The organism is Ruegeria sp. BC3 (assembly GCF_056539265.1).
Genome location: NZ_JBQFUP010000001.1, coordinates 491588 through 506296, shown reverse-complemented (window position 1 = coordinate 506296; position 14709 = coordinate 491588). Strand labels below are relative to the sequence as shown.

The following is a 14709-nucleotide window of genomic DNA, read 5'->3' as shown; positions in this document are numbered from 1 at the left end:
TCTCCATCTGTTGGTTATTTTGTGTTGTCAGATTTGCTGACGAAATAACTGATCGTGACCATGACTATGGACACACTCAGCAACATGGTCGAAATCGCCATGATATTCGGTTTGATTCCCTGCTTGACCGACCCAAAGATCGCCGTGGGCAAGGTCTCAACCCCCGCACCCTTCACGAAGTTGGTGATGATGAAGTCATCCAGGCTAACGATGAAGGCCAGCAGAAAACCCGAGATGATGCCCGGCATCATCAGTGGCAGCAGGATCTTGGTAAAGGCCTGCTGTTTGGTAGCGTAGAGGTCAAGTGCGGCTTGCTCATAGCTGTCTTCGATCCCTTGCATCCGTGCCGAGATAGGCAGGTAGGCGAAGGGAATACAGAAGGCGATATGGGCCAGCAGGATCGTCAGGAGCCCGCGCTCGAACCCGATCGAGTTGAAGAAGATCAGGGTCGCGACCGCCAAGACAATCTCAGGCACCATCAGCGGCAGGCTGATCAGACCGAAGGACACTGTGCGAAAGCGGAACTTGCCACCGCGCACCATGCCCGTTGCGGCGAGCGTCGCGATAGTGGTCGCTGTGGTGGCGGCGATGATCGCAATGATAAAACTGTTCTTGGCCGCCGTTTTGAACTTGGCGCTTTCCGGGCCGGTGAACACATCCGCGTACCAGCGCAGTGAGACGCCTTCCCAGTTGGTAAGCGATTGTGAGGCGTTGAAGCTGTAGATCGTGACCACAACCAGCGGAGCATAGAGGATGACCAGACACAGCAGGGTGATCCCCTTGAAGCCTGCGTAAGACTTGATGTCGAATTGCTTGCTTGCCATCGGTCAGCCTCCCGCCTTATCAGCTTTGGCCTGCTGACGGGCAGAGAACATCAGAATGATCAAAACCATTGTCAGCAAGATCATCGAGGCGGCTGCGCCAAACGGCCAGTTGCCTGCATTGCCCTTGAACTGTTCCTCAATCAGAGAGCCGATCATGAAGTTCTTGGCGCCACCCAGAAGGTCGGGCGCAAGGAACGACCCCATCGACGGAACAAAGACCAGTATACAGCCCGCAAAGACGCCCGGTTTGACCGCAGGAAGCAGCACGCGGCGCAAGGTGGTCCACTTTGACGCGTAGAGGTCGGCAGCAGCTTCGGACAGCGCGAAGTTGTAGCGCTCAACCGCCGCATAGATCGGCAGCACCATAAAGGGCAGATAGGAATAGAACAGGCCCAACTGAACCGCAAAGTTGGTGTTGATGATATGTAGTGGACTGTCGATCAGGCCGATATTCATCAGAAAATCATTCAACGGCCCCTGATCGCGCAGAAGGAACTTCATCGACACGGTCCGGATCAGCAGATTCACCCAATAGGGGATGGTGATCAGGAACACCCAAACCGGACGCATATTCTCGGACCGGGTGGCGATGAAATAGGCCGTTGGAAAGCCGATCACGAGGCTGAGCAATGTAGCAGCACCAGCCTGCCAGATTGAACGCCAGAAAATCGCGATATAGGTCCATTCGATCTTGGGGGGATCGTCGCCAAAAAGTCCTCGGTCAAAGAAGAACTGATCGTAAGCCGCCAGCGAGAATTCCCAGATTACGCCGCCCCGGAACTCTTTCGTCAGGAAAGAGTAGATCAGCATCATGATTACCGGCGCCAGAACCAGAATGGCCAGTGTCACCCATGCGGGCAGCAAAAGCCAAGTACGGGCCTCTTTATACGTGTCTGTCGTTGCGCTGCCGCCGCTTGCTGCACCCGCTGCCATCAGTCGACCAAGAGGCGGCCAGCCCCCAGCTCCATGTTGACGTACATCTCGGTGCCCGGCTCAAAAATCCGTTTGTTGCCGCGGTCCGAGTTTGAGGTGCGCACGACAAAATCCGGGCCATCCTGCAGATCCACGATGGTCGTTATATCTGTACCGACAAAAATGTTTTCCTTGATCCGGCCCTTCAGGCTTTCGGATTCTGCTGGCGTGTCAGACATATACAGGCGCTCTGGCCGAATCGACATATGCACCTTGGAACCTATGCCAATACCGTCGACCGCGTTACAGGTGAGTTCGTGCCCGCCGCCCAGATGGCAGGTTGCGCGTCCGTTCTCGATGCCGTCTACGGACACTTCCAGCAGGTTGGTCTCACCGATGAAATCCGCCACAAACATGTTGTGTGGACGTTCGTAGATATCCGTCGGCGCGCCCAACTGCTGCATCTCGCCAGCCGACATGACCGCTATTCGGTCGGACATGGTAAGCGCTTCTTCCTGATCGTGAGTGACGAAGATAAAGGTAATCCCCGTTTCGCGCTGCAGGTGCTTCAACTCAAGCTGCATCGCTTTTCGGAGTTTCAAGTCAAGCGCAGACAAGGGTTCGTCAAGCAGCAGAACCTTGGGCTGCGGTGCCAGCGCGCGAGCCAGCGCCACACGTTGTTGCTGACCACCTGACAATTGACTGGGCTTGCGCGCAGAGAACTGAGAAAGCTGTACCAATTCCAGCATCTCACCCGCCTTTTTGCGCGCATCAGATTTAGAGGCCCCACGCATTTCCAGCCCGAACGCCACGTTGTCCAGAATGGTCCTATGCGGAAACAGGGCATAGTTCTGGAAAACCGTGTTCACAGGACGCTTGTTAGGCGGCAGATTTTCGATCTCATCGCCAAAAAGGTAGATCGCCCCCTCGGTGACGGCCTCAAACCCGGCGATCATTCTGAGTAGAGTGGTCTTACCGCAACCGGACGGGCCCAAAAGAGTAAAGAACTCATTGTCCATGATCGACAGCGAAATCTTCTTGAGCGCAGTGAAATCGCCGTAGCGCTTCACCGCATCCCGCACGTCAATCGCGATATTTTCGTTGTCAGACAATTGCGCCTCCTGAGCACCGCGAAATTCCATTCGGTTATATACGGGCCGCGCTACCGCCCTAAGAACTGACTTCCTCACTAAACATTAGGATTTGCCTAATCATTGTTTTTATTGTTATAATATCAAGGTGTTATCTTGGGTGCGCGAACTTTTTTAGCAAAAAGAAAACCGACTATATGCGTAGGAACTACGATCGTTCTTACTTGTTGTGATGAGGAGGTCGGCCAGGAACCGATGCTTCGCTTCTTCTCAGTGCAGTACGTTCTGGTTTCGGAGTTGCGCCTCTCCCTCTTTGCGCTGAGTGTTGGCAAAAGGCTGATTGGCAGGCTCGCACCTAGACGGGTTGGCGCGGGCGCTCTACCAACATCCGAGCGAGAAACGCTGTCAAAAGGCTAGTTGAAAGCGATCCGGTCATACCAGCGGCCCGCCGGATCCGAAGCACGGATCTGCGACATGAACGTATCGCGGGCGTCGCCGGTGTATGGCAGCGCGAACACGCCCAGTGCCCACCCCGGATCTGGGGCACCACCGTTATTGGGATTCCACAACAATCCGACCCCGCGCGAGAACGTACCCGTTGACGCTGTGCCCCCGATCGTATGGTTGCCATAAGGCCAGGCGTGTCTGCCCCCACCGACCAGTGCCGCCGCAACTGAGAAGTAGGGACCCGATTATGTCGACTTCGCCGTTCGCGTTGATTTCCTTACTGCGCAACGCAGTTTGCACCATTGATGTTTATGAGAAAGTGATCTCGCTTTGCCCAAACTCGACGGCCCCTGCGCGAAATGCGGAAAACATTGCTAACAATACAGCAGGAATCGCAGCGGCGTTGTCTTTGGCAGCGTTGCAGCAGAACCCACATTATGATGGAATCCAGACGTCTTTCGGTCTTGGATATTATGATGGGAAGACCGGGTATTCCGGATTGGTCGGTATGAAGTTGAACGATCTCATTTATGGCAATGTCGGTGTTTCATACGGGACAGAGCCGGGTGCCGTGGCATCAATCACCATTAGCTGGTGATCGGGTAAAGGACCTGGGTGGTAGAATCCGATGTCAGCTGTGTTAGGTTGAAAAAGAGCGCCAGACGGCGCTCAATCATAATCAACAGCGGGACTGGAGTTTTTGGGGCGTTAACCGCCCCAGCTACGGACATCGCCGCAGTCCATGTGGACAAAGTTGGAACGGTAGTATTTGCCAACACCGCCGGCGCGGCAGGATATGGCCGCTTTGGCCATTTGCGAAACCGATCGCGAAGACAGGCGCAGGTCAGCGGCCTGACCCTTCATGTGTAGCGAGTTCTTGGCCACACGGCGCGAGCGCGAGCGCAGCATTGCGTTTGTTTGTGGTGAGCGGTAGCCGGACAGAAGCGTGTAGGGCTCGTTCACGTCCAGCAGGTTGTGCGAAGCGGCCATGATGTCGATGGTGCGCAGGTCCATGGATTTGACCTGATCCGTGCGCCAGTCGCGCATGAAGTGGTTCACTTCTTTGACGGCGTCCTTGATGTATTTGCCATCCACCCAATAGATCATGTCGATCCGTTCGCCGGTGCGGCCCGAATACATGCGAATACGACGGATATCGCCGCCGCCGCGCAAAAAACCTGCTGCGTTGGAATAAGTCGGTGCTGCCACAACTGCGGTTGCTGCAAATGCGCCCAATAGGGCACGACGGGTCAAGCCCGAAGTACTGCTCGTAGTCATTTTAGTTTCGTCCCGTACTGTTCCTGCCTGCACACGATGTTACGCGCGCGGTATTAATTTTTTCCCATCCCAGATGCGGGATTTATGACACAGTCGTGAGGAGCCGCCAAGAAGTCTTTGAAATTCACCTTTTCAAGGGGGAAATTTCGGCAGTTTTTTGCGCAGGTGATGCAAATTGGTATAATATTGAGGCAATTAGGCATTGGCATACAGCAGCCGATGCAAACGCGCATCAGGCGGGAGGGGATGCATCAATTTGATGCATTTGTGAATGGACAAATCCTTCGGCTGAAAACCATATTTTACCGGTATGCGCCTCAGAACGCGCAAAGTATTGAATAATCAGGGCCATCCCATGCGAGCTTTTTTACGATTGCCAACACGACTTATTTTCGCCGCTTGTGTTTCGGCGGCAGCATCCGTGGCAAACGCCCAATCCGTGCCGGATACAGCGTTTCAAATGGCTGTGGCCGAGTTTGCACCTTCCGGATCAGGACTGGCGGATTTCTACCGCGGCAACGATTTTGCCCCGATCTGGGTTGGGGAAAGCCCAGAGCATCAAGCGCGCCGGGCCCGTTTGATCCGGGCGTTGTCGTCAACGGATTTGCATGGATTGCCCCAAGGGGACTACGACGTTTCGTCCCTCATGGTTCAGATGCAGGACGCACGTTCGTTGCGGGATCTGGGTGCGGTTGAGATCGCATTGAGCCGCGCGTTTGTGCGCTATGCAGATGACCTCTATTCCGGTGCGTTGCGCCCTGCGCAGATTGACGACGGTCTGGTCCGCAAAGTCTCTCGACGGTCCGCCGCAGAACACCTGCAGGCGCTGACGGCCGCGAATGGCGATACATATTTCGACGAACTCGCGCCACAATCTGTTCAGTACCGAGCATTGATGAAACAAAAGCTGGCTCTTGAGGCGCTCGTCCATCAGGGCGGATGGGGTGCGTCCGTTCCGGTGGATAAGCTGGAGCTCGGGGACACAGGCCCCAATGTCATTAAGCTGCGGAACCGACTGATAACAATGGGTTATCTCAAGCCCACCGCTAGCCCGGAGTTTGATGACGCGTTGCTGGCCGCTGTAAAAGATTTTCAACAGGCGCATGGTTTGGCTGCGGACGGTGTCGCCGGACAGGGGACGATTACCGAGCTGAACCGGACCGCGTCCGAGCGCCTGAAGGCCGTCTTTGTCGCCCTGGAACGCGAGCGTTGGTTGCCGCGTGAGAGGGGTGAGCGGCATATTCTGGTGAATCAAGCGGATTTCTCGGCCAAGATCGTTGATGAAGGCCGGGTCACGTTTGAAACCCGCGCCGTGATCGGCAAAAACGTTCATGATCGCCGTAGCCCTGAGTTCTCGGACGAGATGGAGCATATGGTCATCAACCCGAGTTGGTATGTTCCGCGCTCGATCATCACCAAGGAATACTTGCCCAAACTGCAGTCGAACCCCAATGCTGTGGGGCACATTCAGATCACGGATCGCAGTGGCCGAGTGGTAAACCGGGGTGCTGTGGACTTCACTCAGTTCAACACCCGGAACTTCCCATTTGCGATGCGGCAGCCGCCCAGCAAAAGCAATGCACTGGGACTGGTGAAGTTCATGTTCCCTAACAAGTACAACATCTATCTGCATGATACGCCTCAGAAGTCTCTGTTCGCGCGTGAGGTGCGGGCGTTCTCGCACGGGTGTATCCGACTGGCGCAACCGTTTGAGTTTGCCTATGCGTTGCTGGCCAAGCAAGAGGAAGACCCCAAGGCGTTTTTCCATCGCATTCTGGCGACCGGCAAGGAAACGACGGTTCAGCTTGACCAGCATGTTCCGGTCCACCTGATCTATCGCACGGCCTATATCGGGCCGAAGGGTGAGGTTCAGTATCGGCGCGATGTCTATGACCGGGATCGGAAAATCTGGGAGGCTCTGCAGAAAGCAGGGGTAGCCCTGCCGGACGTTCAGGGGTAAGCACCGGGGGCAGGTCCTTAATTCGGGAAGCCCGTCATGCAGTATACCATTCAGCAAATCGCCGAAGCCCTGGGCGCCGAAAGTCAGGGTGATCTGAGCGTTGTCATCGAACGCGCCGCAGAGCCGGCGGATGCGGGACCTTCCGATCTGGCCATGGCGATGTCGCCGAAATACGCCGACGCGCTCAGCGCCGGGTCTGCTCGTGCTGCCGTGTTGTGGGAAGGTGCCGATTGGGAAGCTCTGGGTTTAGAGTCCGCGATTTTCGTTCCGCGCCCACGCATGGCGATGGCCGGGATCACTGCGATGCTGGATCGCGGGCAGGGCGTTGAACCCGGTGTTCACCCCTCGGCAGTGATCGACCCAACTGCGGAAATTGGCGAAGGGGCCTCGATCGGCCCGCTGGCGGTTATCGGCGCACGGGTTCGCATTGGAAAGGGCGCGGTGATCGGCCCCCATTGTGTGATCGGCATGGATGCGGTTCTCGGTGACAACGCCGTTCTGCGCGAGATGGTGAGCATTGGCGCCCGGGCGCAGATTGGGGACCGGTTCATAGCCCAACCCGGCGCTCGGATCGGGGGCGATGGGTTCAGCTTTGTGACGCCCGAGGTTTCGGGTGCCGAAAACGCACGCAAGACAATGGGTGATCAAGGTGAAGCCCGTGCGCAAAGTTGGCTGCGCATCCATTCCCTTGGTGCCGTTGAAATTGGCGACGATGTCGAGGTTGGCTCGAATTGCACCGTCGATAACGGCACTATTCGGAATACGCGCATCGGCGACGGCTCAAAACTCGATAACCTGGTCCATGTGGGCCACAACACGCGCGTTGGTCGCGATTGCCTGCTGTGCGGGCAAACCGGTGTGTCGGGTTCTGTCGAGATCGGAAACAACGTCGTGTTGGGCGGTCAGACCGGAGTGGTCGACAACATCTTTATTGGTGACGGCGTGATCTCGGGCGGGGGAACGAAAATCCTGTCCAATGTACCCAAAGGACGCGTGATTATGGGCTATCCGGGCATAAAAATGGAAAGCCATACAGACATTTACAAAGCGCAGCGGCGTCTGCCGCGATTGGCGCGTGACGTAGAGGCGTTGAAAAAGGCTGTTTCCAAATTGCCTTCGAGTGATTAAATCACCCTCAACAGGATAATCAGAGGATCGTCATGAGCATCAGCGACCGCGTCATCGCAATCATTGCAGAGCAGGCCGTGCTGGAGCCGTCTGATGTGACCCCCGAAAGCACGCTTGAAGATCTTGGTATCGACAGTCTTGGTTTGGTCGAAAGCATTTTCGCGATCGAGGAAGAGTTCGACATTTCGGTTCCGTTCAACGCTAACGAACCCAGCGCCAGCGACTTTGATATCACGAACGTTGCGGCGATCATCGCCGGGATCGAAAAGCTGGTGTCGGAAAAGGTCTGACGTAGTCTCATGAAACGCGTCGTCATTACTGGGGCCGGTACTATCAATTCGCTGGGCCATTCGGTGGCCGATACGCTTGAGGCCATGCGCGAAGGGCGTTGTGGGATCTCTGAGCTCGAATTTCGGGATGTCGAGCGTTTGGCCATCAAGATTGGCGGTCAGGTTCGCGGCTTTGAAGCTGAGGGCCGGTTCAACCGGCAGCAGATGAGCCTGTATGATCGTTTCACCCAATTCACGCTGACCGCAGCGAAAGAGGCGATTGATCAATCCGGAATCGAATTTCACGGTGATCTGGCTGCGCGGTCTGGTGTGGTGCTTGGGACCGCCGGCGGCGGCGTGTCGACCTGGGACGATAACTACCGTTCCGTTTATGAGGATGGCAAAAACCGGGTTCACCCGTTTGTCGTGCCGAAACTGATGAACAACGCAGCCGCCAGCCATGTGTCGATGGAGCATAATCTGAAGGGGCCAAGCTTTACGGTCTCGACAGCGTGCGCATCGTCCAACCACGCGATGGCGTTGGCGTTTCAGATGGTGCGTAGCGGCGCTGCTCCGGCCATGGTAACCGGTGGGTCGGAATCGATGCTGTGTTTCGGTGGGGTCAAAGCTTGGGAAGGGCTGCGCGTTATGTCCAAAGACGCGTGCCGACCCTTCAGCGCAAACCGCAATGGTATGGTTCAGGGCGAGGGCGCGGGAGTCTTCGTGTTCGAGGAATATGAACATGCACGCGCCCGCGGTGCGGATATTCTGTGCGAAGTGGTCGGGTTCGCCATGTCCTCTGACGCTGCGGATATCGTGATGCCCAGCAAACAGGGTGCTTCGCGGGCAATGTCTGGTGCGTTGGCCGACGCGCGGATCAGTGCAGACAAGGTGGGCTATATCAACGCCCACGGCACGGGGACTGCGGCCAATGACAAAACCGAATGCGCGGCGGTTGCTGATGTGTTTGGCCCGCACGCGGATGAGCTGATGATCTCATCGACCAAGTCGATGCACGGTCACCTGATCGGAGGCACCGGTGCGGTAGAGCTGTTGGCCTGTATAATGGCGCTGCGTGACGGGGTGATCGCGCCCACGATTGGGTACGAAGAGCCCGATCCGGAATGCGCGTTGGACATCGTGCCGAACGAAGCACGCGAGGCGAATGTTGATGTTGTCCTGAGCAACGCTTTTGCCTTTGGCGGCCTCAACGCTGTATTGGCGCTGAAACGCGTTTAAGCCACGAACTGGACACAAAAAAAGCGCCACCGAAGCACTTCGGCGGCGCCTTTTTCTTGTACGCAGATTAGTTCTGCAGAACGTTCAAACCATCAAATCCGGCGGTGAAGCCGGCCAGCGAAACTTCCAGTTCCAGCAACTGATTGGGGGCCAAAACCGACACCAGCGACAGCTTGGCGGTCGAGCCCGCTTTCATCGCGTCTACATCTCCTTGGGTAAAGCCCAACTGAGCGAGGCAGCCGACAGGGTTGCAATGATGATAGTCATAGCGTTTGCCTGGTCCGCCATCGATCGAAAAGGCGATCTGGGCCTGCAGCAGGGTTTCCAGAGGAACCACGACAGTTGCACCCGCAACGGCGGCAACACCTTCCGGCAGCCGTTCAATGGTGATCTCTGCGATTGGTTGGCCTTGCTCACCGGTCAGGACCTGACGCATCGCGCAGGGATCTTCTTCGTTATTGGTGTTGATGCAAAGGATGGCCCAGTCGCCTTGTTCCTCTTTGACGTATTGCTCTCCCAGACGGGGACCGGTTTCGCCCAGATCCAGGTCGGTGCCGACCCCGGTCTGAGGCTGAGTTTCAGCGTCCTGGGTTGCCTCCTGGGCAAATGCAGTGCCGCAGCACAAGGCGGCGGTCACTAGGCTGACGGATAGGATGTTCTTGATCATGAGTGCCTCGGCAATGTGTGTGTTGGACTTTTTCTTTCGTCTATCACCCCTCGCCAACAGTGTCAGCGGCTAAGGTGGCGCAATTCAAGATGTGATCGGATTTTCGCCACCTTTTGGGGGCGCAGAAAGGGCAAACTCACAAACGACAAAGGGAGCCGGTGGAGCGGCTCCCTTCGATATAATTTTCTCCCCGTCGGACTGGCCGACTTAGTTATGCGCAGACGTTACGAAAGGCAGACGCAGCGGTCAACTGCTAACCTGAAATTTTAATGTTATGACCATGATTTGTGAAAAAAACCGCGCCCGGAGGCGCGGTCAGTCGACAGGGAGGAAATATGCTGACCCGCAACCAAAGCCGGGGGACAGCAATTAGACTTTCGCAGCCAAAGGTTAAATTTGTATGCTGGCCGCAGATCGGTGGAAACAAGGCCTTACATTTATGGACAAAAACATCTTTTTGGGCGGCTCTGGCAACGACTATAGCCAACCGCAATCGCTGACGCTGAAATATGCCAATCGTCACGGCATGATTGCGGGGGCGACCGGTACCGGCAAGACCGTGACATTGCAAATTCTGGCCGAGGGGTTTTCGCAAGCGGGCGTCCCGGTTTTCCTGTCAGATGTCAAAGGTGACTTGTCCGGTCTGGCCAAGGCAGGCAGCGAAGACCACAAACTCCACCAGGCGTTTCAAGATCGGGCGCAGCGTATCGGTTTTGCTGACTACGCCTATGCCGCTTGTCCGGTTACTTTTTGGGATCTGTTCGGGGAACAGGGGCATCCCGTTCGAACCACCGTCACGGAAATGGGCCCGCTTTTGCTGTCCCGTCTGATGGACCTGAGCGAGGCGCAAGAGGGTATCTTGAACATCGCGTTCCGCGTGGCTGACGAAGAAGGTTTGCCATTGCTAGACCTCAAGGACCTGCAGTCTCTGCTGGTCTGGATCGGGGAAAACCGGGCGCAGCTGTCCCTGCGCTACGGCAACGTTTCAACCGCTTCGATCGGAGCGATCCAGCGCCGTCTGTTGGTGCTTGAAAACCAAGGCGGAACAAGGTTGTTTGGCGAACCAGCGTTGGAACTGGCCGACCTGATGCGTGCGGACGAAAACGGGCAGGGGGTGGTGAACATCCTGGCCGCCGACAAGTTGATGGGCTCACCGCGCCTTTACGCAACCTTTCTGCTGTGGTTGCTGAGCGAGTTGTTCGAGGAACTGCCCGAGGTTGGCGACCCGGACAAACCCAAGCTGGTTTTCTTTTTCGACGAAGCGCATTTGCTGTTCGATGACGCGCCCAAGGTGTTGGTGGACAAGGTCGAACAGGTCGCGCGTCTTATTCGCTCCAAAGGCGTGGGCGTCTATTTCATCTCGCAAAATCCTGCGGACATTCCCGAAGACATTCTGGGTCAGTTGGGCAACCGGGTTCAGCACGCTCTTCGCGCGTTCACAGCACGGGATCGAAAGAACCTGCGCCTCGCAGCCGAGACCTATCGGGAAAATCCCGCCTTCGACACCGAGCAGGCCATCCGCGAGGTTGGTGTGGGCGAAGCCGTAACCTCGATGCTGCAGAAAAAGGGTGTCCCGGGGATCGTCGAACGGACACTGATCCGCCCGCCGGGATCGCAGCTTGGCCCGATCACAAAGGCCGAGCGCAAGGCGCTGATGGATGCCTCGGCGATGAAGGCGAAGTATGGGAAACTGACTGACCGGAAATCGGCCTTTGAAATCCTGCAAGCCCGCGCAAATTCAGCGGCTCAGGCCGCGGCCGACGCAGAAGAACAGCTTGAGACGCAATCAACGGCAGAACGGGAATTCGCGACAGCGCGGCGGTATTCCGGTAGCCGCGTCGGACGATCTTCAGCTCGCGTCATGCGCAAGAAAGACACGTTCGCTACCGCGATGAGCGAGGCCGTGATCAAAGAACTGAAAGGCACAACCGGACGCCGCATCGTGCGCGGCATTCTGGGCGGTTTGTTCAAGGCTCGCTGACGGACAAACGGTCGGGCAGGTTGGGCCTGCCCGATGCCTGACAGGTTACTTCAGACGGCGCTGGCCTTCCTGACGGCAATAAGCGTCAGCTTCGGGCACTGACATTTTGGTCGCCGGGAAGTTGATTGCGCGATCCCAGGTCACACGGTCCTGACGATACAGCTGACAGGTCACTTCGCCTTTGGGCGTCTGCACTTTGACAGGAGTGGTCTCAAGGTCTTCCGGTGTCGGAATACAGCCGGCCAGGGCAGCGAACAGCGGAACGATGAGGATTGCTTTGGTGAGAGAAGTATTCATGTGCACTCTTCTTATACTCGTAGGTTTCCCGGATGATCGCGGGCCAAGTGTCAAGTTAGCGTAAATTCTGGCCAAAAAGAGGGCTGGATCAAGGCGGTACTCGGGTTCGTCTAATCGGTATACTTCATAAAATCAAGAAACCGCGCCAAAGGTTTAGCGCGGTTTCAGGAATTGTATATTTGTGATCCTATTTTTCCGGGATCAAACCTCTTGGGCTGAACCTGAGAACGATCAGAAGGATCAGGCCCATGGTGAACAGACGCATATGCGCGGCGCTTTCGATCAGATGCGCCTTGAGCGCGCTGCCATCGGGCATTCCGGCGGTGATCAGGTTCATCAGCCACAGCCCGATCGGTTCGACCTGAACCCACAGGAACCAGATCAGGAAAGCGCCGAGAACCGCGCCAAAGTTGTTGCCGGACCCTCCGACGATCACCATGACCCAGACTAGGAAGGTGAACCGCAGCGGGTTGTAGGTGCTGGGCGTCAGCTGTCCGTCTAGTGTGGTCATCATCGCGCCTGCGATCCCGCAAATGGCCGAGCCCAGAATGAAGATTTGCAGGTGGCGGCGGGTGACGTCCTTGCCCATTGCCTCGGCAGCGACCTCATTGTCCCGGATGGCGCGCATCATGCGGCCCCAGGGGCTGTGGAGTGCTTTTTGTGCCATCCAGAGCAGAACCAGCAAAACGATCACGAACAACAGCGAATAGCCCAGCTTGACCGACAGGGTCGAGGCGGTAACCGGGTCCAGCCCGAACCATTCGGCGCGGGCGATGAAGCCCGGGTCGCTCTGCAATTCGACCTCATATCCAACCACGGGCGAGGGGCGCGGGATGCCGTAAACGTTCTTAACGCCGCGAGCCAGCCAATCCTCGTTCTTCATGATCGCAATGATGATCTCGGCAATACCCAGCGTTGCAATCGCCAGATAATCCGACCGTAGGCCCAGCGCCGTTTTGCCAATCAGCCAAGCGGCACCTGCGGCTAGTAGACCGCCTGCAGGCCACGCCAGCAGAACAGGCATGTTTAAACCGCCCAGGTTACCTGCGATGGCTGGGTCAATCGCTTCGACGCCAGCCACGTTAGGATCAAAGACGGCACGGTAGATAAAGAACCCCACGATAAGGATGGCAATGATCGTCAGCGTGCGCATCCGGCCTTTGGGCATGCGTGTTGCGACCATGACGGCGGCCACAACAGTAGCTGCCCCCAGCAGTAATGCCAGAACGATGCCAAACCCGCCCGAGGACCAGGCCCCCGGTGTCGGAGGGGTCGAGATCAGCACGACCGCAAGACCGCCCAGCGCGACAAAGCCCATGACACCAACGTTGAACAGGCCCGCAAAGCCCCATTGCAGGTTCACCCCGATCGCCATGATGGCCGAGATCAGCCCCATGTTCAGGATCAGGATCGCAGTGTTCCAGCTTTGCGTGAACCCGGTCAGTAGGATAAGGCCGCCGACGACGACGAAAAGCAGCGTGTTTTTGACGGACTCGGTCATACCGCTTTCCCCTTAAACAGGCCCGTAGGCTTGAACAGCAGCACGATCAGCAGGATGACAAAGCTGACGGCGAATTTGTAATCGGTGGACAGGAACTGTACCAAACCTGACGGGGCCAGGCTTTCTGGCGCGATATAGGTCAGCACCTTTTTCCAGGCGTAGGTGATGGTCACCTCGGAAAACGCGATAATGAACCCGCCCGCGATGGCACCCAGAGGATTGCCAAGTCCGCCCACGATGGCGGATGCAAAGATCGGCAGCAGCAGTTGGAAATAGACGAAGGGCTTAAAGCTTTTGTCCAGCCCGTAGAGCACGCCCGCCGTGGTGGCCAGAGCAGCCACGATGATCCAAGTGATCATCACAACGCGTTCCGGGTTGATGCCTGACAGCAGCGCCAAATCCTCGTTATCGGAATAGGCGCGCATCGATTTGCCGGTACGCGTCTTGTTCAGGAACCAGAACAGCAGCGCAACGGCGACAACGGCCACGATCACAGTGATGCCCTGCGATGTCTTGATCGCCAGACCTTCGCGCAGGCCGGTCATCGCTTTAAAGTCACGGGCAGAAACAATAAACCGCGCCCCGTCCGAGAACCGCTGATCATCCGGTCCGATGATGAAACGCACAAGGCCATTCATGATGAACATGACGCCCATCGACACGATGACAAGGATCACCGGTTTGGCCTTTTGCTCCCGATAGAACCGATAGACCAACCGGTCGGTTATCAACACCAGAATGATGCAGCCCAGGATCGCAAAGGGCAGAGCCAACAGAGCGGTCGGCAAAGGCCCAAAACTGACGCCTGCGGCTTGCAGGCCCCACGTGACCAGCACCGCGACCATCGCGCCAAAGGCCATGGTGTCGCCGTGGGCAAAATTCGAAAACCGCAGGATGCCGTAGATGAGTGTGACCCCCAGCGCCCCCAGAGCCAACTGGCTGCCATAAGCAACCGCAGGCACGATGACAAAGTTTGCCAGCGCGACTAACGCGTTCAGTAAATCCATTTGATCGTCTCGTTCTTTCGGGTGCGGCTTTATGGCATGCGTTTTGCCATCTGCACAATCATTCCCGCGCGTTTTCTAGGGTAATTTTGGGAAAATTCTGATCTGAAA

Annotated in this window: 15 protein-coding genes; 6 read left to right on the top strand and 9 right to left on the bottom strand. The window is 56.7% G+C overall.

Annotated elements, in window-relative coordinates; genetic code table 11:
• Positions 1–14 precede the first annotated feature (14 nt).
• The 4 genes from ACR0MV_RS02495 to ACR0MV_RS02480 form a co-directional block, all read right to left on the bottom strand.
• Positions 15–824 (bottom strand): ABC transporter permease, encoded by an 810-nt coding sequence (locus ACR0MV_RS02495; protein WP_170424769.1) that lies wholly within the window; start codon positions 822–824, stop codon positions 15–17.
• A 3-nt stretch (positions 825–827) separates the two neighbouring features.
• Positions 828–1757: an ABC transporter permease gene (locus ACR0MV_RS02490; RefSeq protein WP_170424772.1), complete on the bottom strand. Its 930-nt coding sequence runs from the start codon at positions 1755–1757 to the stop codon at positions 828–830.
• Complete coding sequence (locus ACR0MV_RS02485; RefSeq protein WP_480700869.1) at positions 1757–2878, bottom strand: ABC transporter ATP-binding protein; 1122 nt, start codon at positions 2876–2878, stop codon at positions 1757–1759. Before ACR0MV_RS02485 ends, ACR0MV_RS02490 begins: the two co-directional genes overlap by 1 nt.
• A gap of 362 nt (positions 2879–3240) precedes the next feature.
• Entirely contained in the window at positions 3241–3396 is a 156-nt protein-coding gene (locus ACR0MV_RS02480) for a hypothetical protein (RefSeq protein ID WP_170424778.1), read from the bottom strand.
• Positions 3397–3521: 125 nt separating this feature from the next.
• On the opposite strand from ACR0MV_RS02480, the gene ACR0MV_RS02475 reads away from it, so the two are divergent.
• Positions 3522–3872, top strand: coding sequence for a hypothetical protein (locus tag ACR0MV_RS02475; protein WP_170424781.1), 351 nt, complete (start codon positions 3522–3524; stop codon positions 3870–3872).
• 110 nt (positions 3873–3982) lie between these two features.
• Here ACR0MV_RS02475 and mepK read toward each other — a convergent pair whose 3' ends face one another.
• Positions 3983–4552 carry a peptidoglycan L,D-endopeptidase MepK gene (mepK, locus tag ACR0MV_RS02470; protein ID WP_170424783.1) on the bottom strand — a complete coding sequence of 190 codons (570 nt, stop codon included), beginning with the start codon at positions 4550–4552 and terminating at the stop codon, positions 3983–3985.
• Between the two features lie 355 nt (positions 4553–4907).
• Here mepK and ACR0MV_RS02465 point away from each other — a divergent pair, with 355 nt between their 5' ends.
• Genes ACR0MV_RS02465 through ACR0MV_RS02450 form a run of 4 tightly spaced genes read left to right on the top strand, consistent with a single transcriptional unit; the run spans position 4908 to position 9148 of the window.
• Positions 4908–6512, top strand: coding sequence for a L,D-transpeptidase family protein (locus ACR0MV_RS02465; protein WP_480700868.1), 1605 nt, complete (start codon positions 4908–4910; stop codon positions 6510–6512).
• A gap of 36 nt (positions 6513–6548) precedes the next feature.
• Complete coding sequence (gene lpxD, locus ACR0MV_RS02460) at positions 6549–7640, top strand: UDP-3-O-(3-hydroxymyristoyl)glucosamine N-acyltransferase (RefSeq protein ID WP_480700867.1); 1092 nt, start codon at positions 6549–6551, stop codon at positions 7638–7640.
• Positions 7641–7672: 32 nt separating this feature from the next.
• Positions 7673–7930 (top strand): acyl carrier protein, encoded by a 258-nt coding sequence (locus ACR0MV_RS02455; protein ID WP_170424789.1) that lies wholly within the window; start codon positions 7673–7675, stop codon positions 7928–7930.
• A 9-nt stretch (positions 7931–7939) separates the two neighbouring features.
• Positions 7940–9148 carry a beta-ketoacyl-[acyl-carrier-protein] synthase family protein gene (locus ACR0MV_RS02450; RefSeq protein WP_170463647.1) on the top strand — a complete coding sequence of 403 codons (1209 nt, stop codon included), beginning with the start codon at positions 7940–7942 and terminating at the stop codon, positions 9146–9148.
• 67 nt (positions 9149–9215) lie between these two features.
• Here ACR0MV_RS02450 and ACR0MV_RS02445 read toward each other — a convergent pair whose 3' ends face one another.
• Positions 9216–9815, bottom strand: a complete 600-nt coding sequence (locus tag ACR0MV_RS02445; protein ID WP_480700866.1) for an invasion associated locus B family protein — start codon at positions 9813–9815, stop codon at positions 9216–9218.
• A gap of 439 nt (positions 9816–10254) precedes the next feature.
• Between ACR0MV_RS02445 and ACR0MV_RS02440 the strand changes: the two genes are divergently transcribed.
• On the top strand, positions 10255–11796 hold the full coding sequence (locus tag ACR0MV_RS02440; RefSeq protein ID WP_480700865.1) for a helicase HerA-like domain-containing protein: 1542 nt from the start codon (positions 10255–10257) through the stop codon (positions 11794–11796).
• A 45-nt stretch (positions 11797–11841) separates the two neighbouring features.
• Here the strand turns inward: ACR0MV_RS02440 and ACR0MV_RS02435 are convergent, their stop codons facing one another.
• The 3 genes from ACR0MV_RS02435 to ACR0MV_RS02425 all read right to left on the bottom strand — a co-directional run bounded on the left by ACR0MV_RS02435 (position 11842) and on the right by ACR0MV_RS02425 (position 14601).
• Entirely contained in the window at positions 11842–12093 is a 252-nt protein-coding gene (locus ACR0MV_RS02435) for a hypothetical protein (protein ID WP_170424797.1), read from the bottom strand.
• 187 nt (positions 12094–12280) lie between these two features.
• A complete protein-coding gene (locus ACR0MV_RS02430; protein WP_170424799.1) occupies positions 12281–13594 on the bottom strand; it encodes a branched-chain amino acid ABC transporter permease in 1314 nt (437 codons plus the stop codon).
• Complete coding sequence (locus ACR0MV_RS02425) at positions 13591–14601, bottom strand: branched-chain amino acid ABC transporter permease (protein ID WP_170463655.1); 1011 nt, start codon at positions 14599–14601, stop codon at positions 13591–13593. Before ACR0MV_RS02425 ends, ACR0MV_RS02430 begins: the two co-directional genes overlap by 4 nt.
• Positions 14602–14709 lie beyond the last annotated feature (108 nt).